The following is a 23,121-nucleotide window of genomic DNA, read 5'->3' on the forward strand; positions in this document are numbered from 1 at the left end:
GGAACGTCTTTCCCTATGGAGGGAGGTCAAACGAAAAGTTTGAAGGGTGTAAAAAACAAGAGATTTCCTTTTCACGATACCTTGATGTTCTGCTTTATCTTATTTAGAGTGTCTTGGGGTATCGAGGTCATGTTATGAGATGTCTTAGCATGTATGGAGAGCTCATGTAAGAGCTCATCTTCGGAGGAGGCATTCATTATTTCAAATCCGCAGTTCATTCCCACGCTCGCACAACTGAAGGAATATTTCCCAGACTTCTTTATGTTACTCTTTATCTTCTCCACCATATCTGCTGGGATTGAGGTCAATCCATGGCTTGCCTTGGCGTGCACTTTCAGCATCTCCAGAAGCTCATCCTCAGTCCCTGCGTTAGTTATTTCAAATCCGCAGTTCATTCCCACGCTCGCACAACTGAAGGAATATTTTGTCATTAATATTATTTAGGTTAGAACAATATAAGGATTTCGAAAAAGAAATCTCAGGAAGATTTTTATATATTCAACTAAATTATAGATTAGAGATTATGGTGTTCGGTTTAGGGAAGAAGAAGTTTGAGTTCTCATGTCAAAGTATAGGTATGAACTGCGGTTTCGCCGTGAAGAAAGCGTCCTCGGAGGAGGAACTATTGGAAATTTTAAAGGTTCACGCCAAGGTAGCCCATAACCTGTCTAATATACCTGAAGACACTTTAAATAAGATCAAGGAAAACATAAAGAAAGTCTAGCCTGGTCTATAATTTCGTTTTTTATGGAGCGAGGGGAGCGGGGAGAGGCACGTGTTTAAGTTGGAGACTCTTTCTCAGATGTCAGGTACATTGTCGTGGGTCTCGTTTTGTGACATTGAACCAAGTTCTAAGACCACGGACTGGAGTGGATCCTCGAGGGTAAATGCGTCTTGAAGACCAGCTGAACCTTGAAGAAAATCTTAAAGCGTTTCTTTCCACCACAATGTTGATGAGCTAATTGGTCTTTACTGATTAGGTGAAGATAGCACGTCAGGGCGATAAACTATAGTCCTTTTTCCACACGTCGTGGTCAAAGTTAAGATAAAGGTTCGTAGCATCCACTAGGGACGTGCTGTAAACCACTATTATTTCGAAAGTATGGGTTACGGTTAATAGAGATTTAACCCTCGTGAGACTGTGTACTCCAAGGAGAGGGTAAGATAAACTAGACTATTTCTACCTACTCATTCTAATTTAAGCCTCATGTTACGAAAGGGTTGCCTGACCGCTTTAAGTCCTGAGGAGTTAGTTCATCTAGGAAAATCTCCAGTCGACCGACTCAATCTCGGGGCGTGATAACTGGGGGAATGGGGCGAGCTGCTCTCCATCAACACAGTCTTGGTTAAACCTTTACCCTTTCTCACAGGCGATCCGCTTTGTTTACGCAAACTTGCAAAGGAAGGACAAGCCTCGCAGGGCGGGGAGGAGGTCAGAGATGACGAGGTGGTAAACTTTATAGATCTACCTTACGGTATGATAGTTAGCGTATCCAAAGTTGTTAGCTTTAAGGTCAGAAAGGAGATAAAGGAGAAGATGGAGTTGTACAAGGACAAGGTTATCTGGTCAGAGGAGTTGAGGAGGTTTGTGGAGCAAAGGATTGCCGAAATTGAGGCAAAGGAAGCCGTTGAGAAAGTAATGAAGGAATTGAAAGAGGCCAACTGGAGCTTCCCTAGGGGCACTTCGACCCAGTTAATAAGGGAAGATAGGGATGAGGATAGTTGACGCATCAGCGCTAACTGCTGTGGTATTAAAGGAAGATGGGTGGGAGAAGATCATAAGCCTCTTAGTTCCAGCGTACTCTGTAGACCACGTTACAAAAGAGGTGATGAACGCCATATGGAAGATGAAGAATGTGAAGAGGGCCATAGACGACAATACCGCTCTCGGGATGAAGAAGATACTGTTTGACGTCTTGAAGGAGAGGACTTTGATACTGTTAAACGAAATGGACTACTTGGAGGACGCGTTCCAGATAGCTATCAACAACGACTTGACGCTTTACGACTCCCTATACATATCAGCGTGTTTAAAACGCGGCGCACAGCTCATAACCACGGACGTAAAGCAGGCAAAAATAGCTGAGAAGTTGGACGTGCAAGTCATTACCGTTTAAGCGTAGCGGGCATGGCAGGAGAGCTGGAGAGACTGAAGAGGGAAAGCACCAGGAGCCGGGGAAAAGTGTCAGAGAGTTTATGAAGGGTAAACCAGAGTACTATTGCTCCTCGTTCCTCTCTTACCTCAAATTCACACTCATGATTTAATTTGCAATAATGTGTCCTAAAATTACTCCATGACACGGACATCCTTTAAGAGGGTAGGAACTCAAACTCTCTTGTTATGGGGACTTTCAGCATTGCTAAGAATAGTGGGATTGGTATTACTCCACGGTCAACAGTGTCCTTACTTAGGAAGTAAAACTCCTTAACCTTTCCCACCCTTACTACCCTTCCCCTAACCCTGCCGTACTTTATCTCAAAACCTATTAGTCTATCCGCTTTTCTGACGACTGCGTCTACTTCGTCTTTAGCTTTCAAGTAATAGACGTCAAACAGCCTAGCTAAATGAGTAATTACGACAGCTTCAGCGAGTTTAGTCTCATCGGGCGTTCTGGTCATAGTCCATTTGGAGAAGGCATAGTAGATTGTGGGGTCAATGAGGTAGAACTTCTTCTCCTTCTTAAATAACGACGCCCCGTTGTTAGGGTCAATAGCCTCAACCACTTTTAGCAAAAAGAGCTTTTCCAGTAACTCGACGTAGCTTATCGCAGTCTTCACTGTACCGACACTGAAGTCTTTGGACAGTGTGTGAAAGCTGAAAGTGCTGGAAGATCTATCAATTATGGCTTTAACAGTGGTCTTAAAGAACCTCTCACTCCTCCTCAACTTGTTTATATCGCTCACGATAAAACTTATCATGTCAGAAGTCGTAGTAAGGCTGACACTCCCCGTAGAAAAGAAGTCCTTTAAAGCGTTAGGAAATCCACCAACTACCAAGTAAGTCTCAAACAGTTTACTAAGTTCTGGTAAGTAGGGTACGTATTTGTAGTACTCCTCTATCACATAATCTAAGTCACCTTGGGGAATATCTACTCCAAAGAGTCTAACGTACTCTGAGAAAGGTAGGGGATACATTATCAAGGTCTTTCCCTTACCCCTTCTACCTGGAAAGGTCTCTATTTCCCCCTTGGCCTTCATGGATAGCGACCCCGTGAGTATTAAGACGTCGTTTTTGAAGTCTCCATTGTCAATTCTTGACTTTATTGTCCTATACCACTCCTTGGGGAACGTGACTTCGTCTAGTATTATGTAGGATGTATTTATTCTCTCACGCTCTTTCAACTTCAAGTATGTTGAAATTACGTCGTCAAGCTCCTTGTAGTCTGCCAGTTTATCACAAGAGAAGTAGAAGATTGCTTTCGGACTATCCACAACGTTCAGTAGCTTCTTGATCAAGAGTACGAGTGCAGTGGATTTTCCTACTTGTCTAGGTCCAAACAAGAAGTTTAGGGAGAAGGGCTCCAGGGACAGGTTGAGGTCGACATCCCATTTTACTGGTGAACTTTCATACTTCTTATAGTACTCGTTATGTTTTACCAGTTCTTTAGACATCCACCAAGGGTTAAACTCCTCTATCATTGATGTGTAATCATACTCAACAAGTGTTTAAAAACTCTGTTTACTTTGACTCCACAACCCTTTAAAAAGCTGGGAGGTTAAGCTCCGTGATTAAGGCAAATGTTTTGACGTGTGGACAATAATTTCATTTTCCCCTTTTGGGCAGCGGGATGGTCAGAAGTCATGACCGCGTCTCCAGCCTTATAGCGAAGGCGGTCCCACGGTCATAGTTCATTTCCAGACTGACAAAATCGCATCCGTAGTAAGAAGTTTCAGTGAGAGGATTAAGTCTATATAACTCCATCTAGTGTTTTTGCGTGATGCCAAATGTGGGTATGTATCCCGAAAGGCTTGGATATGGACAGCCTGAGAGGTGCAGGTTCCCCCACTTAGACTGTATCCCGTCTAAGTGGGTCGGGGTTACCCCGCTAATGGGGGGATGAAGGAAAACCCGCTCGACTCCTGTGACTAGGGTTGGGGGTTGATATCAACCTATGCCCTCTTATCAGGAGAATCTAGTTTTAAAGAAATCATTTGCTGCATTAAAAATATTAGACCCGTGTGTCCTGCAACGTTATTCGTAGAGCACTCACTGATTGACCTTGAGGTAAGCCTAAGACCTCTTATGATCTCATTATCCAAATAATATTTAACTTATCCAAGTTAAAATGTCCACAGAGTTCTCCGGTCCACATGACCTATCAAAATAGCCAAACTACGATACCTCATCACCCACTAGAAATATGCTATATAGTTGAGTATTTTTAAGAGAACTCAACAATTTCAAATCAGTAGTGAGGACCTTCCCATTTATCTTATTAGCCAAGGCTACCAGAGAAGCGTCATAGACTGTTATACTATATTTTAACCCCATCTCATATGCTTCGATGATAACTTCCTTACCCTCATGAACTGTAGAATTAGATATTAACTCGTATCCGTTTTTTAGAATCTCCTTTGCTTCCCTTTCGCTTATTTCTCCTCTAGCAACCCTCTTTCTTATGACATTAGTAAACTCATAGTATATGAGGTCCAAAAAGTGGTATTCTTCGCTCTTTTCTATTTGGTCTCTGATGTATTCACTTAACTTTTCAGGTATGTGTAATGCCACTAAAGCAGATGTATCAACGACTGTCCTCATCTCTGTCTTGCCTTACTAACTCATATGAGGGTATAAAATTCCTATCCCTTAACTCTTCCCTAATTGTGTCAGCGTTCTGTAAAAGCCTCTTCATCTTCTCCTTCCTCACTACTTGTTCTAAGTATTGCCTCACCAGCTCAGAGTAGTTTATGTTCAGCTCCTCCAGGTCCTCCTTAAGCTTCCTACTAACCCTTATTGATATTACTTCACTCATAAGGTTTACTTGACTGCAAACATAAAAGGTTTACACTCAACGTCTTTGAAGCATTTGTGACTTTAAAGAGTAAGGGAAACCTCTAAGGGCGAGAGGAAATAAGTTCATTTTCGGTATTTTCTTTTAAGCTTCTCATCAAAAGTGAATACTTTTAAATTCAGCCTCTTGGTGTTGAAATTTTCATGAAACCGTTGAAGTTATCATACCTTCTAGGATTGTTGTTTACCAACTGACCTCCTTACCGCCATTGCGCGGGTTCCCCTCATGGGTTCGGAGTTACATATCTCATGTGGAGGACAGTCGAGAGGGAAGAGACCCCCCATACAAGTCCATGACCGCGATTACGTCACGGTTCTCATAACCGCATGAATAACGAAAATATCTATGTCCTACTTCCTCCATTTCTTTACTATATTTTGGGCATGAAGTGGAGGAGTAGTGTGGGTCGACGTAGATTACCTTTAGCCTGTGTTTCTTAGCCTCCCATCCAATCCAGTACTGGAGCCTACGGTACTGCATGAAGTAGAGCCTATCCCTGAACTGTGTTGGCAGCTCCTTCACCCTCTTGATGAGGTTGTTTAAGTCCTCTAAGAAGATGTCTGAGGCGTCAAAGGACTTAGCTGTGACTACAACCCACTTCCTGACTTTTCTTGATGAGTCCTCCAGATGTTCCTAGCCTTCTTATGGTACGACTTTATCCTGTTAAGAATCCTCTCATTCTCTTTCACCTCTTCTCGTCCTCCTTCTGTAGGTCCTCGGCCAGTGACTTGTAGTAGTGAGCGTGATCTTGTCGGATTGGTACCCTGAAGTACCTATCGTCTTTACCTACGACGACCTCAGCCATGTTAGCGTCTACGGCGACACCGTCCTTAGCCTCTGGTTTCTTCCAGCTCTTTTGGAGAGTGACCTTTAGAAATCTCTTGCCGTCCTTTAGCAACAACCTAGCCTCTCTCTCCCCAGTCCTTATAGAGTGACAGACTCCTTGGATAACCTAGTATATGTTTATATAACCTTTTCTTTTCTAAAAAGTGATTTAAAAAATAAGTGGTCAATTCTAGCAAATTACCTAGAAGTATTAATAAAAAGAACGGTGAATCTCGCAATTTATGCGGGGAAGAGGCCAGAATACGTTTCTGCAGTTGTCTTCAGAAAACGTTTTTACATTAAATTCTCCAAAAGTTTTCATGAACTCTGAAGTCTATAAGATATCCTTCTCAGCATTCTTTGCGGATCTAGGATACCAGGCTGTTGTAGCCTCGTTTCCTATCATTTTGGTATTCCAGTTTCACTTGCCAATATACATTTACGGTATAGTGGAGAGCTTTTCATATGGTGTGGGACTGATATTCTCCTTTCTTGGGGGATACTTGTCTGACAAGTACGGAAGTAAGAGAATAGCCATATTCGGGAACCTCCTAGTTACACTTCTGTCATTTACTGGGTTAGCCCAGAACAGCTTAGAGGCTATAGGTTTCTTCCTATCAGGATGGTTCATGAGGAACTTCCGCAGTCCAGCCAGGAGAACGATGCTGGTCCAAGTTACGCAGGAGGGAGAGAGGGGCAGAGCCTTTGCCACCCTTCATTCCTTGGACTTCCTAGGAGGCCTCATAGCTGTAGTTTACCTCTCAACATCCCTCTATCTTCACTTACCCTTCTATTTGATCTTACCTATGACTGCAATCCCAATACTCATTAGCTCTCTCTTCCTCTTCCTGACGAAAGTAGGGGACAAGACCTCAGGGAGTAAGCCTAAAACTAGGGTCATTGGAAGCGTTGCCTTAGCTTCAATGCTTTTCGGAATTAGTACCTACAGTCCAGGTTTTCCCATCATAACTGTTACGCAGTCCACTGCCCAAACCTACTTGGGTACCCTAACGTACGGTTTCTACTTGGGGGCTTCCTCAGGCTTCGCCATGCTTCTGTCTAGACTAAACGTTAAGGACAATGTAGGGCTTATCTCCGGTTACCTGGTTACGGCAGTTGCCAGTGCAGGTTTCATCCCACTCTTCTCCTTTAGGGAAGTTGGTCTCTACCCTCTTGTGGTAATGCTTGGGATAGGGAGTGCCTTCGCTGAGACCTTTGAACCTAACATGATTTCCAAAGTATCTGGAGGTAAAGTAGGTACTGGTATGGGTGTTCTCTCCCTGTCGAGGGGCGTTGGATACTTCATCGGAAATACGGTGATGGGAGTACTATATACCTTTAGTTACGCTTACGCTTATGGTTTCGCATCCCTCGTAGCTTTAACTTCAGCTCTGATAATATACTTCATGGTGAGAGGATGACGTTAGTAGAGGAGGTTAAGGGGTTAATAAGGGTTGACAAACCTTTACAAGCCTTGATGATGATTAAGCAGTACGTGGAGGACAACCCCGTAGAGAACCCATCAAAGGAGTGCGAGGAGATATTAAGGGCAGTGAAGGTGATGCCTTGGCTAAATGACGAGTCGTGGAGGTTCTTCGCTCCAAGCCTACCTGAGGAAGAAATAGAAATGCTCGCCTTGAGGATACAAGACTGCGTGAGGTCTTATTCGAGAAATTGACCTTCTCCTATTGCTGACCCTCTCCCTGCCTAAGGTTGGGGGTTGATTTCTTTCGCTGACTTCCTCCCCGCGCTAAGAGGCGAAGCTTTCCGTACTTTGTAAATCTCATCGACTAAGGTTAGGTGTCTCTAGATCGTCTGGTCTCCTCGCAGACCTTATTCACCAAATGTGAACCGGGAGAAAACAAAGTTGATGATAAAAAGATATATCTTTAAGTTTATATCCTCCCATTCCAAAATTTATATATGGATTCAAGGGGTCGTGAGGTACTGCTTCTTCTCGTATGGGGAGACCTACTGATAAACTACGTTGAGACCATGGTTGTCCCAGCCATACCTACCATTCAGAACGACTTCTCAATCAGCTCAACTCTAGCTTCCTGGATAACCTCGGCCTTCATAATAGTCGGCGCAGTCGTTTCGCCCATTTTCGGAAAGCTCGCTGACCTCTATGGTAGAAAGAAAATGTACTTGATATCTTTAGGCTCCTACTTGATAGCTGTGGGATTGGCTGGTTTCTCTCCGACCATTTACACCCTCATTGGGGCTAGGGCTATCCAGGGGTTAGGGTACGGAATATTTCCCGTGGGTCTAGCAATTATAACTGACGTGCTCCCTCCAGAGGACGTAGCTACTGCTCAAGGGCTCCTCTCAGGTTCAGTTGGAATAGGAACGGCACTAGGTTTGATCGTGGGAGCGTACATTGATCAGAACTTAGGCTGGCAGTACGCGTTCCACACGGCGTTCTTTCTATCTCTGGCTTTCTTTGTAGTAATACTGCTCGGGCTAAAGGATACGGGAACTAGAGTGAAACAGAGCATTGATTACGTGGGGGCGACGCTGATAACCCTAGGTATGGTCCTCATCCTAGTCTACATAACTGAAGGTCCTTCCTTAGGCTGGCTAAACTATGAGAACCTGACAATGCTTACCCTTGGTCTGCTTCTGGTCTTGGCGTTCATTCCAGTAGAGCTGAGGGTAAGAGACCCATTAGTTGACATGAGGCTGATGAGGATAAGGAATGTAATGGTCTCCAACTTAGTGGGCATAGTTAGTAGTATCGCTCTAATGATTATGTACTTCGGGATCATATACTACGCTCAGCTCCCTCCACCCTTTGGGTTGGGCCTGGACATATTTTCTGCAGGGCTAACCCTAGCCCCTGCCACTGTGGTGATGTTGATAGTTGGACCCATAGTTGGAAAATTGACGGGGGACATAGGTCCTAAACCCCTCCTGTTAGTGGGCTCAGTGATCTCAGTCATGGGCTTTCTCCTGCTCATCTCCAATAGGTCTTCGTCCCAAGCCTTGGTTGAGGACGTGATAGTCGCAGGGACAGGGATGATCTCAATAATCATTCCGTTGATAAACATGATAGCCGTATCCCTACCTGAAACTGCCAGGGGAATCGGGTTAGGCGTAAATACTCTCCTCAGAAATCTTGGAGCTTCAATAGGGCCTGTTCTGGCAACCTCCATAATGACTTCCTACAAGGACCCATACGTGTTCATGCTTAACGGAAAAATTTTGAGCATTTCGTTCTACCCGAGCAGAACTGCTTTCGACGTGATGTTTGAGGTCGCCATATTGGTAATAGTCGTCAATCTAGGGATATCTCTAGCAACTAAAAACTATAGGCTTAGGGAGAAGAGAGGAAAGATCGAGGCGGACGTCAGGAGCAGGTGAGTTAGCTAAAGGGCTAAATGGAATTCCCTGAGGTGCAGTCTCAGGGGCCCTTGACCTTCGCACATTAATTAACGGAGTATGCCCAGAGAGGGTTTTGGGTTTCATCGGATCTCATACTTGATATCAATCCTCAACCCTTAGGCTTCACGGGAGTCGGGCGGGTCTTCCTTCAACCTCCTCCGCCCCAAGGGGTAACCCCGACCCATCTAGATGGGGTACCGTCAAAGTGGGGGAACCCGCACATCTTGGGCTATCCATGAACATGCCTTTCGGGATACATACCCACATCCGGTATTATGCAAAAACATTAGATGGAGTTATATAAACTTCATACTCTCACTGAAACTGCTTACTACGGCTACGCCTCGTTAGACTCTAGTCCACCTCAGTACTGAACTTCATTGCCAGTAAAGCTAAAGAGGCAACTCCTATCTTCAGAGCGTCCTCGTCCACAGTGAATTTTGAACTGTGGTTTGGGTAAACTATGCCCTTGCTCTCATTTTTAGTGCCTAGGAAGATGAAACTGCCCTTAGCCAGTTGAAGGAACCTAGAGAAGTCCTCTCCACCCATCACAGGTTGAGTCTCCTTCACATCTACTCCAGGTAATTCCCTGAGGATCTCCATAGCCCTTTTAGTGGTTTCATGGTCGTTGACTGTAACGGGATAGGCGTTCTCTTTGAAGGAGACTATACATTCTGCGTTGTACGCCTCACATATAGCCTTGACCAAGGTCTTAAAAGAGTCTAAGGCCTTCCTCCTCACCTCCTCGTTAAGGGTTCTAATGGTACCTTCCATAACTGCCCTGTCTGGTATAATGTTATCCTTAGTACCCGAGTGTATGCTTGTTACCGAGAGGACAAAGGGTTCCAGTGGGTCAATTAGCCTAGACCTGATGGATTGCAAGGAATTTACTATCAAAGCTGAGATGTAGACCGGATCGACCGTCTCATGTGGGGCAGACCCGTGACCTCCTCTCCCCACTACGTCCACCCTGAACGAATCGGGTGATGCCATAAGTGGACCTCCTCTAGTGGCTAACGTTCCTGTGGGATACCTGGACATGACGTGAAGGCCAAAGACGTAATCCACACCTTTCATCACTCCGTGCTCTATCATGGGTAGAGCGCCTCCTCTACCTCCATCCTCCTCGGCAGGTTGGAAGATTAGCCTCACCTCACCTATCTGATCCAGATGTCTCATCAGGACGGTAGCGGCCCCAAGCAACATGGCAGTGTGAGCGTCATGCCCACACGCATGCATTACACCGGGCTTAGAGGAGGAAAAGGGTAAGCCGGTCTCTTCGTTCACTGGAAGAGCGTCCATATCTGCCCTCAACGCTACGGTCTTGCCACTCCTCTTTCCCCTAATTACTCCCAGGACTGCAGTAGGTAAACCCACCCCTTCATAAACTTCCACTCCCAAGTCCCTAAGGTATTGGGCCACTAGTTTAGCAGTTTCATATTCCTGATAGGAAAGTTCTGGATTTCTGTGGATTTGCCTCCTGAGCTCTATTACTTTCCTTTCCACTTGTCGCGCATCTTCCAGCATTTGTGACATGAAAATAAGTTGTTCGTTGGAGATTAAATACTCAGGGGAGGGAAAGAAGTCCTATACCTCAGCGTCGGTTAAGCCTTTTCTCTAGTTAATATTTCTTCCAGTCTTCCTGTGTCCCTCAAGTAACTTAGCAAGTATGGAGTGTCTAAAACCTTCTCCTTAGTTAAATATTCCAAAAGGAGACCTTTTGGCTTCTGCCTTACACCTTTAACTCTCATCACCTCTCTCTCAGTCACTATCACGTCCAAAGGGACGTCAAAGGGCTCCCATGGAATTTGATCTAGAACCTGAAGTGAATGAACAGTTGTGACCACTGGGACCTTTTCGCTCACCTTCCCTTGTTCTCTTAGGATTGCGTACTCTAACTCGCTGTACCCCTCTCCTTTCCCCACCCTGTTTCCGTCCCCGGAGACAGCTACTGATCCTACTATTATTAGGTCAACGTCTGGTATTTCTCTCAGGGGTATCCTGTCCCCAAACCTAGAAAAGTTGGATATCCTGGAGGCTTCCCTTGGATTTTCCCATGCCCTTTCGGAGAATAGGAAGAACTCCCCTTTCAACCTTGGTGTGGGGACTAGGAGAAGCTTCCTCCGCCTTAGAACCCTTTCCCTTACCGGTGCTTGGGGCGAGTCTGGGTTAGACTTTATCACCTTTGCCCCCTTAAACTCTGGAGTATTGATCAAGAGCTCGGCTGCCGTGGAGCTCCCCTTAAAGTTAGGGATCCTACCCCATACTGGTAATGGGAAAGAGGCGACTCCCTTTTCCTCGAGCAGCCTCCATACGGTCTCCCTAATTTTTTGCTTTCTGTCCCTTTCCGACACGGTTCATCCTAGCCTTTAAGCTCATTGCTTCATATATGAGATTTGATGCCAACATTGACGTGATCTCGCTTACATCATAGGGTGGAGAGACTTCAACCACATCAAATCCCACAAGGTTAACCTCCAAGCTCCTGATAATTTCCAGCGCTTCAAAGGATGTCAATCCACCTACCTCCGGAGTCCCAGTTCCTGGGGCATAAGCTGGATCAACCACGTCGATGTCAAAGGAGATGTAGGTGGGGCCCTGAAGCCCTTGAATGGCTTGTAGAACCCTTTCCCTACTTAGCTTTACGTCCCTTACGTTAAAGGAAGATACCCCTAGCCTTTTAGAGTCCTCCACGTCCTCGTGGGAGAACAGTGAACCTCTTATCCCAACTTGAATCACGTTCTTAAGGAGGCCCTCCTCCAGGGCCCTCCTCAGCCAAGTTCCGTGGTCGTATTTCTTGCCCCAGTGAGAGTCCCAAAAGTCATAGTGCGAATCGAAGTGGATTAGGTTAACCTTTCCGTGGACTCTGTTGACTGCCCTCAATATGGGCAACGTTACTGAGTGGTCTCCTCCTGCTAGGAAGAGGGTGGATTTCTCCATCTTTTTTGACAGCACTTCTTCTATCCTACTCATGGTGTCCTCTATGTGTCCTGGTACAACGTCAACGTCTCCCCCATCACACGCGTTCAGCTCCTCGAAGGGGTAGACTTCTTGAAACGGGTTGTAAGGTCTCAGGAGCCTGGAGCCATCCCTTATCCCCATGGGGCCGAACCTAGCACCGGGTCTGTAGGTGGTAGCATCGTCAAAGGGTATCCCCATGAATGTCGCCTCCTCCCTCTCATCGTTACACATGGGTAGTCTGGCGTAAGTTGAAATCTGGGCGAACCTAGGTGATTTAAGGGCGTCTATTTGCCTCATGGGATAAGATAGGTCTCAAGGTAAATAAATTAGTAATTACGGAATTGGAGACGGGTTCTAAAAAAGGTTTAAACATGATTAGCCTTGTACGTCTTGGGATACACGCGCTTACTCAGCTTTAAAAAAGCGCACAAAAATATCTAGGACTTGAACGAGAAAGCTTGACTGCAAATCTATTCATTGACTACCTGGAACACCCTGTGAGTAGGCCTGCCCTCTATAATGGTCTTCCCGTAGGAAGTGGTGTCTCTATACGCTTGGCTAACTATGAACTTCCTGAACGAGTCCATGTCCTCCCATTCACTATATATGAGATACTCTTGGGGGTCTGTCACACTCCTGTAAAGCTTGGCGTCTTTGAAACCCTTGTAGTTCCGTTTGAGATGGTCTAAGACCCCTGAGAAGGTGTCCTCAAATTCCTTTTCGTGACCTTTCTTAACCCTGTAATAAAACCCGACGTTGATCATTTAAACTACCCTCACGTACATATTAAAAAAACTTACTCTTCCTTTTCTTGAGGTTTTTTGTATACCACGTAGTGGTACAGGGATATGGCTTCTCCCAACATGAGAAATACTAGACCTAGGTCTACGCCGAATAGATTAGATGCGTACCCGGTAGGAGGGATAGTCCACATTTGAGCCACTATGACGACAACTAGGATGAAAATTACGCTCATTAACACCTCAGCTAACTTCTTTTTGGTCTCGTTAGAGGTCGGTGTTTCAGTCGTTTTCACTTCTGGGACTGCGTTATTCGGAACTTTGCTTGGAACCCCCAACACCACTTTACTCATAGCTTTTGCCCCTAAAAAGAATAGAGATCCGAAAAATATTGCTATACCTAGGGTAAAGAAACTGGTGTACTGGATCGCCTCAACTACTGACCCAGCAAACAACATGGCTATCACAACGAATATTATTGAAGTTAGTGGAGAAGCACCCCTAACGTTCCTCACGTCAGGACTAGGCTTTATGAAGGTGAGACCCAAGGCTACGATTATCGCTGGTATCAAGTAGGCTACGACCTGCTCCTTGACGCTCACCTCAACGCCTGGGGCTAGGTCCCCCCATAAGCTGGTCTGTATCAGGTAGGTCATCATTAATATTCCTATTCCAGTGAAGACCTTTCTCCTCAGTGGGTGGAGCTCTTCACTCCTATCAAGGAACGGCAATATGATGAGGTAGACTAGCGGAATAATCACACCGATCAAGAGGAACACCACCACGTCGCTAGTGAAGTCGGCTATTTTGTAAAGGAATAGGAAGAACCACGGAGGATATGTAGTAATGTGGGCTGCTGCAGGGCTGTTGGGTGGGGGTGCAGGTTTCGGATTCATAAATGGGTTGAAATACTGGGGTAACCCATTGAGGTAAGCCAGTGCGTTTGGGATGGCCAGAATGAACCCCCACGTCATGAATATGAGGGAGCTCATGTAGACGAAATTTCTGGGCCACCAGGGATTAAATTTAGACCACTCTTCCTTGGTGTAGACAGCGGGGGCCTTGGGTTTGACCTTTCTAGAGGGCATCATGCCGTAGGACTCTGCCAGGAAGAAGTGAAATACGAAAAGCAAACCTATTAGGGCAACTAGTATTATGTGTAACGCCAGGACCCTGGTGTAGTCCCCAGTGTCATAGTTCCCGAATATGATCGGTATTAGAAAGGAGAGCTGTGGAATGGAAGTTATGATCCCAGCACCCACATCCACTGCGCTAACTGCTAGGGCGTCACCTATAAGGCTATAGCCCAGGAACGAGGCACCCAACGTCAGGACTAGCATGAGCACTCCCAAAATCCACAAAAGTTCCCTCGGTTTCTTGTAGGCTCCTGCGAAATAATTCCTAAACATGTGGACATAGGCCAATATGATCATTGCGTACGAACCGTAAAGGTGGCTATATAGTACCACGGAACCATAGGGTACTTGGTTAATGATTGTCTCCGTAGATTGATAACCAGCTGCCGCATTGTAATACAAGAGTAGAATAAGTCCTGAGATTACCGTATATATGAAGGAAGCTGCCACCAATGCACCGAGCCACTCGTTTACATGGTACATATAGTCGGGTGTTTTAAAGAACGGTAGATCATTTAGGCCCAACCTCTCCGAAAACCAGTCCGAAACCCTCTTATAGAGACTCATATTTTTTCACTCTCCTCTTGGGAATTAAACATGATACATTGGACTCATGAACCTGAGAACGGGTTGGTGTTTGCCTGGACCTGAGTCTTATCTCCTACAACACTACCGTACTGGGAAGTGTCTAAATCAGCCGATGGGTTCTGCGAAGGGACTCCGTCTGAACCCTCAGGGTACGTCGCCACGCCTAATGCACCTATTGCGTATAGATAATCCGTCGAACTGTCATACTCCAAGAGCACAGTTGGTAGAGGTCTTACGGTGGGTCCAGTTAGCACAGCTCCTCCCTTGTATGGGTCGTAGGTTGAACCGTGGCAGTCACAGTGAATTAGAGCAGGGATATTCGCCTGTTTGGCAGCTAGCAGAGCCTGGGCAGTCAAAGTGTCTGGCTCTGGGGCAGTTAATTGAGACGGTCCCACATAGTTGGGAGGGTAGAAGTGAATGTACGGTGGTGTGCATCCCAGATGTTGACAGATGGCAGAGTAGGACACGATAGAATTGTTTGGCCCTACTCCTCCTGGAAACTTGTAGCTTTTACCAGTTTGTGGGACTACGACCTCAACTCCAGGTACCGAAACTGGATTCCCATTTTTGTCCCCGAGGTTCAAAAGGAAGTTGGGCTCTCCAGTGAGAGGGTACTCATATAAGGTGATTATTGGACTATTTACGGGTATGCTAGATGCCTTCAAGGGATTTCCAGAAGAGTCTAGAAGTAGGGACTTAGGGAATCCTGAAGCCTGTTGGACAGGTGGGACTAAGACCCTCAAACCTGGAACTATACCCACCACTGTGGCAGCTGCTACGCCTATGACCAAACCCTTGAGAAAGTTCCTCCTCCCCTCGTCCACTCCTCCAACGTTCTTACCGACATAATTGAACAAGTAGTCCTCTCCCTTCTCAACAAATTCCCTTCCATCGAACCTGGTCCTAGGGTTTCTCATGGTCTTTAATAGCTTCTGTATAAAGTAGACATCGGAAGTTTTTAGGATACCCTTCTCCCCATTACCTAGTCTAATTTTAAGGGGCATTACTTCTCACATCGTTATATTAACCTTACAAACAAATTAAGATTTAGTCGTTAGACTCATGGTCTCAAGATGCGGAACAAAATCCGGACTCAATATTAGACCCTTGATGAAAGACCTGATTTTTATTACCCTTCAATGGATTTGTCTTAGTTAACATGTTAAAAAACATGTGTAAAACGGGTAACCTGGAGCACTAAACATTCCGCTAGAGTTCATACCAAAATAATGAAAGTCTGCAGTTAATCCAGATCCCAAGGACTTTATCTCTTCCCTAGGTTATAACAGGTTGAGAATCGCGTCCTTTCATGCAAACTAGGGACTCAAATACTGGAAATTTGAAGAAACGATGAAGAAGGAAGCTGCACTCAGACATTGTTCTGTCTTGGTTTGATTAGATCCATGATCCGTCTAAGGTTCCCTTTCTTAGCACCTATATTAATTAGAATAACTCCAGCAATTGGATAAACTAGGTAGAGGATTAGGTGATACCCATTAACCCCAAGGAAGGTAGTGGTCACCACCATGAAATAACCTAGAGCTGCGTAAGGGTTCCTGCTTAGGGCTAGTGTTGCAACTAGGTACATTGAGATCGCCAGGGACACTATAAACAATGGAAGTGAGTATGGACTCGACAACACTATTCCGAAAACGGATGGCATCACCATGTTCATGATTATCTCCATGAACCTATTACTGGAAACTAGAAAATAGATGGGAAGAAAGGAGAACAAGGCTGGCACAGCTGCCACGTAGGAAATGAGAGCCCTTCTAGCACTCGTCATTCTTAGGCTCCACACCACAGTAAACGCAAGGAGCCCTGCTAAGGACGCTTCAAAAAGAATGAGGTAATTAATGAAAAGTTCCACGTGTACAATGTCGACTGCCAGCCCAGCAAAGAGTAACAACACTACCATGAAAATAGTTGGAACGTTTAGCACTGAAAGGATGGAGCTCTTGAGTAGACTTTCTATAATGCCAGAAATGCCTATAATAGCGATAGCTACCTCAAATGAGATCCACCATGGGGACGTAAAGTAATTATTGATAAACGTGAAAGAAGGTGATATTAATAAAAGTATACCCAACGGTAACAGCGCTTTTGCTTTATCCCAAGACAAGACCAAGAACGCACTCAAGGAGAGGTAACTCATATATAGTCCAATTTGACCTACTCTGGTCAGCGAACCTTGGAAAGGAACGTGTACGGGTAAGTACGAAATTGAGAAAATAAATTGCAGAATAAACTGGAAAATAGAACCTATGCCTAAAAAAATTAAAGATAGCTTGATTGCCTCATCCCTTAATTCGCTCATCTCCTAAACACCACGTACAGAGCAATCAGGGCTATTATTGCAACTATTGCTCCCACAACAGTCACGTCTAGAGTAACGTTTCCAACGCTGGAGGTAGTGGTACTGGTAGTGTTGCTCGTGGTTGTAGTTGTGGTCGTGGTTGTAGTAGTTGTAGTTGTTGTAGTTGAAGGAGCTGAGTTAGATATTGTGAACTGCAGGAACCCAGAAGTTATAGACTTGTCAAATAGAGTCTCGCCAAGTTTCCCTTGCCAGACCGCAAAGGCTACGTAATAGGTATTTCCGACTGTGAAGTTTGGCATATAGTTGGAGTAGGATTGCGGTACCGCCATTGGTCTTACGTATTCCACTGTCCAATAACCGTTGGAATAGGTAGCTCCTGTCTTCACAAAGAATAGAGATCCGTTGAGGCCTGCGGATGCTACGGGCGCGTACCATATCCCAGAAGTGTCGACTTCGTACATATTGGTGTTGTTAGTGTATAGAGGCACTGCAAACCCTGAGTTTCCCGGATCAGTATAGCTTAGACCTGTGAGCGACTCGTTGTTCCACAGGTTAGCTGCGAAGGCTGGGTCATACGTTTTATTGTTCCACGTAGCTCCAGAGACCCACATCCATATGTTTGCAGCACCTCCCTGCTGTTGTAAGGATCCTCCAGCGTCCTTAAGTGTGAATCCATCGAACTCCTGACCTGGTACTTTACCACCTATATTCATACAGTCACTTGTGGGAGGGATCACGGTACCCATGTACCACATTATGGCGGCCCTATCTGGATAGTACCACGTAGTGTTAGTGTAATAACCGTAGAACATTCCGTTGTTATAGAGTAGGTCCTCCATGGGTCTGAGGGAGTGGTACAATATTATGGTTCCATTTGATAAGACCTCGATCTGTGTTCCGTTGGGTGTAGGTAACGTTATTCCTGAGTAATTCAGGACAAGTCTACCTTGCTCTTGTTTCCCGTTTACGATAGCGTAATAACTTTTTGCTGTATTATTTATGTAGTATGTCGTACCTGGAGTGAGCATTATTTGCCTAAATAGACCTGGTCCACTCGCTGGCGGATAAATAGCTCCAGCTGCCGCAGACCAAGCCCCGAACGCAGGGTCGGGAGCATACCAGCTCATCAATACCATGAGATCAGAGCCGTTCCACGCTGTCTTGACCAGTACGTAGTGGGTTATACCAGAGGTAGGTGCTTGAGGTATATTGGCGGTAAGGGAGATGTTGTCCCAGGGAATTTTTTGCCAGAAGCTTTCCGTTCCTGGCGCATTCAGGTCAGCTGAGCCTACTACCTTGTACGCCACTATTTGGGGGGTAGTCTGAGCCATAGGAACGTCCACAAAACCCATTATAATGGAGGCGATAAGTAGTCCAATTCCCAGAATTACAAGTAGTCTCTTATCCTTTAATCTTTGAGCCAACTCCTTATCACAAGAGAGATATAGACTACAGGAAAATAAAAGGTTAAAAAGTTGGACTAATTTTCAATCTATTTTATGATTTTAAGAACTCGTAAGTATGACCTTAGATGTTTCATTTTGACACCTCTAAAAAGCGGAAAGTCGAGATTTAACTTCTGAAAAGGATTTTTATTTAAAAAGTGACAAGTTTAATGTTACCGGAGCGACATTTCTAAATCTGTTTAATAACCAGAATCCCGAAATTCTCGTTTCCGCTACAAGGACTAAGGTATATAAAAAGAGAAATTCGGAACTAAATTCAGCTTGTAGCTGGAAGAACTTAGGTTAAGGTTCCATTGGATTTTATGTTGACATCAATGCTGACCTCCACCCCGCCCTAAAGGGCAAGGCTTTCTTCACTTTGTAGCGTAAAAATGATCTAGTTAATCTACCTTGTTAATTACTATTTTTGACAAGAGATGCAGGAATATATGACGTCGTTAGCTTCATCGTCTCTATCCTTCCTTCTCCCACTGTCTAATGGGAGCTTACTTACTTTAAGGTAAGGCGTCCTTTCCACTAGGACTTTTCTAAGGGACGACATAATGTCCTTCCACGCTTCCCTGGGGTTGTCCTTATACAGTTTAAAATTAAGCTCCTTAGCCACTGTTTTAAGATAGTTTACACAAGTCATCCTTATTGGGCATGACTTACAGGTGAAGTCGTCACTCTCTAGGTCCATGACAATTAGCTCTCTATTATCAGTAACATATAATATTTTATTCTCTAGTTCAAGTTTTTCTCCACTAGGGGAAAAAGATAAGGCTGCCTTAAATGCAATCCCGTTATCTATTACCAGCCCCATATCCCTTATCCTATCCAGCATAAGGTAGAAGTAGCTCTTACTCATTTCTACACGTTCGTGGGTTGAGAGAACCCTGATAAACTTGTCGCTCCTTATTTTTTCAAAGTTTTCTTTACGTAATAAAACTACATTTCTTTCTATAATAGGACGCTCAATTTTAGAAATATTAAAGTAACACATGATCTCAATACTCTAAAATGTTATTTAAAGGAAAAAAACCTTTCATTGGAATAAGTAAAACGTATTTGAAAAACTTGATTAACCAAGTTAAGTTATAGTTAAACGTCAAGGCGGAAGGTGGGGAGACACATCGGACTAGATACGCCAACTTTTGCATCTCGGACTGCTGAGCTTGAGTTAGCTTTATCGAGGGTTAATTTGTCCTTTAAAGCGCTAAATATTTAGGGTCTACCAATTTATTATGAAGCCTGCTTCTTGACTTATGCTACTGGTTCCTTATACAATCTTCATGGTATTAGAACACTTTGCAATAGGTTATAGATCGTTGACTAAATACAAAACAGTTGACAGGAAGATGGGTGTACCTCTAGCAGTTGCTGAAATCTTGTATTACTCTCTCCTCACTCTCAGTTTAGGAAACCTAGCGTTGATGATACCAACTTACCTCTTTCTTATCACTCATGCGGTAGGTGGCGCATTCTACATTTTCAACGGAAGGCTCACATTCAGTAAGGAGTTCTTTCAATATTATTCCATTTATGAATTCATAGAGCTATTATTTTTGGTGACCATACTTTTAGCTGAACTTTGGTTCGGATTGCCCTGAACTGACCACCCAAAGGGCGAGACTTGTTGTTCTTTTTGTCCCATATCAAGGGTCTAAAATTTGGTCTCAGACCTTTCCCAATCCTCTAGGGCAAGGTTCCTATGAGGTCAGGAGGTTATTCTATCTGCATAGGATGCATCAAGGACTTGAAATCCATCTATCTAGTCCTCATCTCCTTAGTCCTCGAGATAGAAAAGTGATAGTCTTTATAGAGTATAAAGAAAACACTACAATTTTTCAGCTTACGATCTTCGATAGTTCCTCCCACATCTCATCCACATCGTTCTGTATCCTTTTCACGTCTTCATCGCTGAGGTTAGCAAATCTCCCTTGCAACTTCAGATATTCCACCACTGGTTTTCTATTAGCTTTGTCCAGTAGGGTCTTGCTAACGCTCGTTAACCTTAACTTTCCGTCCTCTATTTCGTATAACGGCCATATTCCAGTCTCCACTGCAAGTTTCGCTACTTGAACCGTTAAACTGGAGTCGAACTTCCATCCAGGCGGGCATGGAGACAACAGGTGGATGTACCTGAAACCTGTGATGTCCTTTGCCTTCCTTATCTTAGCTTGATAGTCAAAAAGGTAAGCAATGGACGCTGTAGCCACATAAGGTACACCGTGCTGAGCCACTAGTTGCGGCAGAGGTTTCTTTCTCTCCCTCTTTCCGGAGGGGGTAGTCGTGGTCCATGCCCCATAGGGGGTTAACCCGGACCTTTGAACCCCAGTATTCATGTACGCTTCGTTATCGTAACAAACGTAAATGATATCCTCGTTTCTCTCAGCTGCACCGCTGAGCGAGGCGAAGCCTATATCCCCTGTTCCTCCATCTCCGGCCCAAACTACAACTGTGGCCTTTTCTCCTCTTGCATCTAAAGCGCTCTTCACACCTGAAGCTATAGCTGCCGAAGCAGCAAAGGCACTGTGGATCACTGGAACCTTCGAAGGCATTCCCTTGGAGTCCCCCATGATTACTGTGGTACACGATGCTGGGACTACGAGGACGGTATTCTTTCCGGTAACCTCCAGGAGAGCGTCCAATTCCCTAGGTATTGGGCATCCGGGACACGCTGCGTTTCCTCTCATGAGCATCATAACAACCACCTCTCTTCTTCCAACTTTCCCTGACTCAGGTCCTCCAACACTTTCTGTATGTGCATGGGTCTAACGTCCTTTCCTCCTAGACCGCCTATGACGTTATGTATTGGAACATCAAGACCGTAGGATGACGACTTCACCTCTATTCCTAACACTCCGCCTGAGCCGAAGGAAACTGCCCTGTCCATAACTACCACCCCCCTTACCCTCCTAACATACTCCCTCACCTTCTCCTTGGGAAAGGGACGGAAAACCCTTATCTTTAAAAGACCTGCCCTTAATCCCTTGTCTCTCTCCCTCTGGGCTGCCACCCTTGCGTCCCCAGACCAAGCCCCCATGGAGATAACCAAGTAGTCTGCGTCCTCGCACATGTAACACTCCACTAAACCGTATTCCCTCCCTGTGATATTTTCGTAGTCCTTTCCTATATCCTCTATAACCCTCTTTGCTCTCTCCATGCTCCTCTGTGCCTCGTATCTGTAGAACATGTAGTCCTCAGGTGTGGCTACTGAACCCACCCCTACCGGATCGTCGAAATCAACCAGGTTGAATCTCCTTTCTGGGAGGAATTGATCCACCACCTCGTCAGGGAGCACCTCGACCCTCTCCATGGTGTGGGTGAGTATGAACCCGTCGAAGCCCATCATCACTGGAAGTGTGACGTTTTCATGCTCGGATATCCTGAACGCCATTAACGTCAAATCATAGGCCTCCTGAACATTCTCAGCGCTCATTTGTACCCAAATGGAGTCCCTTTTCCCCATAATGTCCTGGTGGTCATCTAAGATGGACCAAGGGGACGCAATTGCCCTAGTAGCTACTGCAGCCACCATGGGAACCCTTTGTCCTCCAGCCCAGTAAATCATCTCAGTCATGTAAAGAAGTCCCTGGGACGCGGTCGCTGTGAAGACTCTGGCTCCACTCAAAGCTGCCCCGTACACTGAGGCCAAGGCCGAGTGTTCGCTCTCAACCCTGATGAGCCTAGCCTTAAGCTGGCCTTTGTCTATGTACTCAGATAATTTCTCCAACATGGTAGTCTGCGGTGTAATGGGATAAACAGCCAGCACCTGCGGTTTAGCCTGCCTCACAGCGTAAGCTACCGCGTGGTTTCCAACCATACCTGTTACAATGCTCCTCTTATACGTTGTCTGCATTTCACTTCACCTCCTTGATCATCTCAATTGCAGCAGTTGGGCAGACCTGGGCACATACGCCACAACCTTTACAGTAATTGTAATCTATGGAAGGGTACAGGTTCTTTTCAAGGTCTATACTATTTTCTACGCAGTAAAAGAAGCATAGTCTACACCTAGTGCACCTGTCGTAGTGAATTACCGGTCTCAAGACCCTCCACGTTCCGGTTAAACCCGCGGAACCTATGGTTGGTCTAGCTATGGGAATTCCAGGCTGTACTTTAATCAAGTTCCCTCACCTCCCTCTTTCCGAGTGCCATTGCCTTGGCGTTGAGTTCACCAATCCTTCCTTTAAACTCCTCTTCGACGACAGTCTCAAGAGTTTCCAGTTTAGCAACCCCCAGAACTCTGTCCAGAGCCCCCAACATAGCTGTGTTGACGACGCTCCACCCAGCCATTACCAGCCCTAGGGATATGGCTATCCTCGTGGCGTCAACGTAATACGTTCTTTTCCAAAGTTTCTTGGGGTTGCCTGAATTGAGGATCAGAATACCGTTATCTTTTATTCCCTCCAGCGGATTAATTACGTCTATCAACGTGGTGTCAAAGACTACGACAACGTCTGGATTGTAGACTCTCCTATGCAGGAGAATTGGCTCCTCAGATATCCTTACCTCACTCCTAACTGGGGCTCCTCTCCTCTCCCCTCCAAAGAACGGGATGGATTGAGCGTACTTCCCCTCCTGTATTGAAGCTTTGGCCAAGATCTCCCCTGCAGTGACTACCCCCTGTCCGCCCCTTCCAACTAGAGAAATTTCTATCATGAATTACAATTGCATTCACAGGAATAAGGAAATGAGTTAGTATTCAGA

At 45.2% G+C, this 23,121-nt stretch carries 27 protein-coding genes; 8 read left to right on the forward strand and 19 right to left on the reverse strand.

The features are described 5' to 3' along the window. Nucleotides 1-71 precede the first annotated feature (71 nt). Entirely contained in the window at nucleotides 72-431 is a 360-nt protein-coding gene (locus GWK48_RS07785; RefSeq protein ID WP_174631126.1) for a DUF1059 domain-containing protein, read from the reverse strand. A 92-nt stretch (nucleotides 432-523) separates the two neighbouring features. Here GWK48_RS07785 and GWK48_RS07790 point away from each other — a divergent pair, with 92 nt between their 5' ends. The 3 genes from GWK48_RS07790 (at nucleotide 524) to GWK48_RS07800 (ending at nucleotide 2,117) form a co-directional block, all read left to right on the forward strand. Next, on the forward strand, nucleotides 524-724 hold the full coding sequence (locus GWK48_RS07790) for a DUF1059 domain-containing protein (protein WP_174631128.1): 201 nt from the start codon (nucleotides 524-526) through the stop codon (nucleotides 722-724). A 723-nt stretch (nucleotides 725-1,447) separates the two neighbouring features. Then, the gene (gene vapB, locus GWK48_RS07795; RefSeq protein WP_246263779.1) at nucleotides 1,448-1,726 is read left to right on the forward strand and encodes a type II toxin-antitoxin system VapB family antitoxin; all 279 of its coding nucleotides are present in this window, start codon (nucleotides 1,448-1,450) and stop codon (nucleotides 1,724-1,726) included. Beyond that, the gene (locus GWK48_RS07800; protein ID WP_174631130.1) at nucleotides 1,713-2,117 is read left to right on the forward strand and encodes a type II toxin-antitoxin system VapC family toxin; all 405 of its coding nucleotides are present in this window, start codon (nucleotides 1,713-1,715) and stop codon (nucleotides 2,115-2,117) included. The genes vapB (GWK48_RS07795) and GWK48_RS07800 overlap by 14 nt, the downstream gene beginning before the upstream one ends. Nucleotides 2,118-2,310: 193 nt before the next feature. Here the strand turns inward: GWK48_RS07800 and GWK48_RS07805 are convergent, their stop codons facing one another. Next, nucleotides 2,311-3,639, reverse strand: coding sequence for an ATP-binding protein (locus GWK48_RS07805; RefSeq protein ID WP_174631131.1), 1,329 nt, complete (start codon nucleotides 3,637-3,639; stop codon nucleotides 2,311-2,313). Between the two features lie 299 nt (nucleotides 3,640-3,938). On the opposite strand from GWK48_RS07805, the gene GWK48_RS11695 reads away from it, so the two are divergent. After that, on the forward strand, nucleotides 3,939-4,061 hold the full coding sequence (locus tag GWK48_RS11695) for a hypothetical protein (protein WP_281359966.1): 123 nt from the start codon (nucleotides 3,939-3,941) through the stop codon (nucleotides 4,059-4,061). A 272-nt stretch (nucleotides 4,062-4,333) separates the two neighbouring features. Here GWK48_RS11695 and GWK48_RS07810 read toward each other — a convergent pair whose 3' ends face one another. The 4 genes from GWK48_RS07810 to GWK48_RS07825 form a co-directional block, all read right to left on the reverse strand. After that, on the reverse strand, nucleotides 4,334-4,759 hold the full coding sequence (locus tag GWK48_RS07810) for a type II toxin-antitoxin system VapC family toxin (RefSeq protein ID WP_174631133.1): 426 nt from the start codon (nucleotides 4,757-4,759) through the stop codon (nucleotides 4,334-4,336). Beyond that, a complete protein-coding gene (vapB, locus tag GWK48_RS07815) occupies nucleotides 4,743-4,973 on the reverse strand; it encodes a type II toxin-antitoxin system VapB family antitoxin (protein WP_174631134.1) in 231 nt (76 codons plus the stop codon). The genes GWK48_RS07810 and vapB (GWK48_RS07815) overlap by 17 nt, the downstream gene beginning before the upstream one ends. Nucleotides 4,974-5,258: 285 nt before the next feature. Next, on the reverse strand, nucleotides 5,259-5,639 hold the full coding sequence (locus GWK48_RS07820) for an IS200/IS605 family accessory protein TnpB-related protein (RefSeq protein WP_174632681.1): 381 nt from the start codon (nucleotides 5,637-5,639) through the stop codon (nucleotides 5,259-5,261). Between the two features lie 58 nt (nucleotides 5,640-5,697). Next, complete coding sequence (locus GWK48_RS07825; RefSeq protein ID WP_174631136.1) at nucleotides 5,698-5,913, reverse strand: hypothetical protein; 216 nt, start codon at nucleotides 5,911-5,913, stop codon at nucleotides 5,698-5,700. Between the two features lie 244 nt (nucleotides 5,914-6,157). Here GWK48_RS07825 and GWK48_RS07830 point away from each other — a divergent pair, with 244 nt between their 5' ends. The 3 genes from GWK48_RS07830 (at nucleotide 6,158) to GWK48_RS07840 (ending at nucleotide 9,200) form a co-directional block, all read left to right on the forward strand. Further along, on the forward strand, nucleotides 6,158-7,258 hold the full coding sequence (locus GWK48_RS07830) for an MFS transporter (protein WP_174631137.1): 1,101 nt from the start codon (nucleotides 6,158-6,160) through the stop codon (nucleotides 7,256-7,258). Next, nucleotides 7,255-7,515 (forward strand): hypothetical protein, encoded by a 261-nt coding sequence (locus GWK48_RS07835; RefSeq protein ID WP_174631139.1) that lies wholly within the window; start codon nucleotides 7,255-7,257, stop codon nucleotides 7,513-7,515. The genes GWK48_RS07830 and GWK48_RS07835 overlap by 4 nt, the downstream gene beginning before the upstream one ends. Before the next feature lie 245 nt (nucleotides 7,516-7,760). Then, nucleotides 7,761-9,200, forward strand: a complete 1,440-nt coding sequence (locus GWK48_RS07840; protein WP_174631141.1) for an MFS transporter — start codon at nucleotides 7,761-7,763, stop codon at nucleotides 9,198-9,200. A gap of 375 nt (nucleotides 9,201-9,575) precedes the next feature. On the opposite strand, the gene cpsA is transcribed toward GWK48_RS07840, so the two are convergent. From cpsA to GWK48_RS07885, 9 genes are all read right to left on the reverse strand, one after another. Next, nucleotides 9,576-10,757 carry a carboxypeptidase CpsA gene (gene cpsA / locus GWK48_RS07845; protein WP_174631142.1) on the reverse strand — a complete coding sequence of 394 codons (1,182 nt, stop codon included), beginning with the start codon at nucleotides 10,755-10,757 and terminating at the stop codon, nucleotides 9,576-9,578. A gap of 68 nt (nucleotides 10,758-10,825) precedes the next feature. Further along, entirely contained in the window at nucleotides 10,826-11,575 is a 750-nt protein-coding gene (locus GWK48_RS07850; protein WP_174631144.1) for a 5-formyltetrahydrofolate cyclo-ligase, read from the reverse strand. Further along, nucleotides 11,544-12,479 (reverse strand): agmatinase, encoded by a 936-nt coding sequence (speB, locus tag GWK48_RS07855; protein WP_174631146.1) that lies wholly within the window; start codon nucleotides 12,477-12,479, stop codon nucleotides 11,544-11,546. Before speB ends, GWK48_RS07850 begins: the two co-directional genes overlap by 32 nt. A gap of 173 nt (nucleotides 12,480-12,652) precedes the next feature. Next, nucleotides 12,653-12,946, reverse strand: coding sequence for an antibiotic biosynthesis monooxygenase family protein (locus GWK48_RS07860; protein ID WP_174631148.1), 294 nt, complete (start codon nucleotides 12,944-12,946; stop codon nucleotides 12,653-12,655). A gap of 32 nt (nucleotides 12,947-12,978) precedes the next feature. Then, nucleotides 12,979-14,625, reverse strand: a complete 1,647-nt coding sequence (gene soxC, locus GWK48_RS07865; RefSeq protein WP_174631150.1) for a proton pump complex cytochrome B SoxC — start codon at nucleotides 14,623-14,625, stop codon at nucleotides 12,979-12,981. Nucleotides 14,626-14,669: 44 nt separating this feature from the next. Continuing rightward, complete coding sequence (soxL2, locus tag GWK48_RS07870; protein WP_174631151.1) at nucleotides 14,670-15,650, reverse strand: Rieske iron-sulfur protein SoxL2; 981 nt, start codon at nucleotides 15,648-15,650, stop codon at nucleotides 14,670-14,672. A gap of 365 nt (nucleotides 15,651-16,015) precedes the next feature. Then, nucleotides 16,016-16,963, reverse strand: coding sequence for a cytochrome b558/566 subunit B (cbsB, locus tag GWK48_RS07875; RefSeq protein WP_174631153.1), 948 nt, complete (start codon nucleotides 16,961-16,963; stop codon nucleotides 16,016-16,018). Continuing rightward, nucleotides 16,960-18,387: a cytochrome b558/566 subunit A gene (cbsA, locus tag GWK48_RS07880; protein WP_174631155.1), complete on the reverse strand. Its 1,428-nt coding sequence runs from the start codon at nucleotides 18,385-18,387 to the stop codon at nucleotides 16,960-16,962. The genes cbsB and cbsA overlap by 4 nt, the downstream gene beginning before the upstream one ends. A 442-nt stretch (nucleotides 18,388-18,829) precedes the next feature. Beyond that, the gene (locus GWK48_RS07885; RefSeq protein WP_174631157.1) at nucleotides 18,830-19,276 is read right to left on the reverse strand and encodes a hypothetical protein; all 447 of its coding nucleotides are present in this window, start codon (nucleotides 19,274-19,276) and stop codon (nucleotides 18,830-18,832) included. A gap of 397 nt (nucleotides 19,277-19,673) precedes the next feature. Here GWK48_RS07885 and GWK48_RS07890 point away from each other — a divergent pair, with 397 nt between their 5' ends. After that, entirely contained in the window at nucleotides 19,674-20,018 is a 345-nt protein-coding gene (locus GWK48_RS07890) for a hypothetical protein (RefSeq protein WP_174631159.1), read from the forward strand. Between the two features lie 237 nt (nucleotides 20,019-20,255). Here GWK48_RS07890 and GWK48_RS07895 read toward each other — a convergent pair whose 3' ends face one another. Genes GWK48_RS07895 through GWK48_RS07910 form a run of 4 tightly spaced genes read right to left on the reverse strand, consistent with a single transcriptional unit; the run spans nucleotide 20,256 to nucleotide 23,073 of the window. Beyond that, nucleotides 20,256-21,113 (reverse strand): 3-methyl-2-oxobutanoate dehydrogenase subunit beta, encoded by an 858-nt coding sequence (locus tag GWK48_RS07895; protein ID WP_174631161.1) that lies wholly within the window; start codon nucleotides 21,111-21,113, stop codon nucleotides 20,256-20,258. Beyond that, nucleotides 21,110-22,270, reverse strand: coding sequence for a transketolase C-terminal domain-containing protein (locus tag GWK48_RS07900; protein ID WP_174631163.1), 1,161 nt, complete (start codon nucleotides 22,268-22,270; stop codon nucleotides 21,110-21,112). Before GWK48_RS07900 ends, GWK48_RS07895 begins: the two co-directional genes overlap by 4 nt. 1 nt (nucleotide 22,271) lies before the next feature. Further along, nucleotides 22,272-22,538 carry a 4Fe-4S binding protein gene (locus tag GWK48_RS07905; protein WP_174631165.1) on the reverse strand — a complete coding sequence of 89 codons (267 nt, stop codon included), beginning with the start codon at nucleotides 22,536-22,538 and terminating at the stop codon, nucleotides 22,272-22,274. Next, complete coding sequence (locus GWK48_RS07910; RefSeq protein ID WP_174631167.1) at nucleotides 22,531-23,073, reverse strand: 2-oxoacid:acceptor oxidoreductase family protein; 543 nt, start codon at nucleotides 23,071-23,073, stop codon at nucleotides 22,531-22,533. The genes GWK48_RS07905 and GWK48_RS07910 overlap by 8 nt, the downstream gene beginning before the upstream one ends. Nucleotides 23,074-23,121: the final 48 nt, after the last annotated feature.

It is taken from the genome of Metallosphaera tengchongensis (assembly GCF_013343295.1).
Classification (GTDB): domain Archaea; phylum Thermoproteota; class Thermoprotei_A; order Sulfolobales; family Sulfolobaceae; genus Metallosphaera; species Metallosphaera tengchongensis.

Bases quoted from the DNA above. Each gene is read 5' to 3' on its own strand.
- soxC (WP_174631150.1), bottom strand. From the start codon at position 14,625: ATGAGTCTCTATAAGAGGGTTTCGGACTGGTTTTCGGAGAGGTTGGGC.
- cbsB (WP_174631153.1), bottom strand. From the start codon at position 16,963: ATGAGCGAATTAAGGGATGAGGCAATCAAGCTATCTTTAATTTTTTTA.
- vapB (WP_174631134.1), bottom strand. From the start codon at position 4,973: ATGAGTGAAGTAATATCAATAAGGGTTAGTAGGAAGCTTAAGGAGGAC.
- GWK48_RS07910 (WP_174631167.1), bottom strand. From the start codon at position 23,073: ATGATAGAAATTTCTCTAGTTGGAAGGGGCGGACAGGGGGTAGTCACT.
- soxL2 (WP_174631151.1), bottom strand. From the start codon at position 15,650: ATGCCCCTTAAAATTAGACTAGGTAATGGGGAGAAGGGTATCCTAAAA.
- GWK48_RS07800 (WP_174631130.1), top strand. From the start codon at position 1,713: ATGAGGATAGTTGACGCATCAGCGCTAACTGCTGTGGTATTAAAGGAA.
- GWK48_RS07890 (WP_174631159.1), top strand. From the start codon at position 19,674: ATGCTACTGGTTCCTTATACAATCTTCATGGTATTAGAACACTTTGCA.
- cpsA (WP_174631142.1), bottom strand. From the start codon at position 10,757: ATGTCACAAATGCTGGAAGATGCGCGACAAGTGGAAAGGAAAGTAATA.
- GWK48_RS07885 (WP_174631157.1), bottom strand. From the start codon at position 19,276: ATGAGTAAGAGCTACTTCTACCTTATGCTGGATAGGATAAGGGATATG.
- GWK48_RS07830 (WP_174631137.1), top strand. From the start codon at position 6,158: ATGAACTCTGAAGTCTATAAGATATCCTTCTCAGCATTCTTTGCGGAT.
- GWK48_RS11695 (WP_281359966.1), top strand. From the start codon at position 3,939: ATGCCAAATGTGGGTATGTATCCCGAAAGGCTTGGATATGGACAGCCT.
- GWK48_RS07860 (WP_174631148.1), bottom strand. From the start codon at position 12,946: ATGATCAACGTCGGGTTTTATTACAGGGTTAAGAAAGGTCACGAAAAG.
- GWK48_RS07785 (WP_174631126.1), bottom strand. From the start codon at position 431: ATGACAAAATATTCCTTCAGTTGTGCGAGCGTGGGAATGAACTGCGGA.
- GWK48_RS07810 (WP_174631133.1), bottom strand. From the start codon at position 4,759: ATGAGGACAGTCGTTGATACATCTGCTTTAGTGGCATTACACATACCT.
- GWK48_RS07895 (WP_174631161.1), bottom strand. From the start codon at position 21,113: ATGATGCTCATGAGAGGAAACGCAGCGTGTCCCGGATGCCCAATACCT.
- GWK48_RS07790 (WP_174631128.1), top strand. From the start codon at position 524: ATGGTGTTCGGTTTAGGGAAGAAGAAGTTTGAGTTCTCATGTCAAAGT.
- GWK48_RS07840 (WP_174631141.1), top strand. From the start codon at position 7,761: ATGGATTCAAGGGGTCGTGAGGTACTGCTTCTTCTCGTATGGGGAGAC.
- GWK48_RS07900 (WP_174631163.1), bottom strand. From the start codon at position 22,270: ATGCAGACAACGTATAAGAGGAGCATTGTAACAGGTATGGTTGGAAAC.
- speB (WP_174631146.1), bottom strand. From the start codon at position 12,479: ATGAGGCAAATAGACGCCCTTAAATCACCTAGGTTCGCCCAGATTTCA.
- GWK48_RS07835 (WP_174631139.1), top strand. From the start codon at position 7,255: ATGACGTTAGTAGAGGAGGTTAAGGGGTTAATAAGGGTTGACAAACCT.
- GWK48_RS07805 (WP_174631131.1), bottom strand. From the start codon at position 3,639: ATGATAGAGGAGTTTAACCCTTGGTGGATGTCTAAAGAACTGGTAAAA.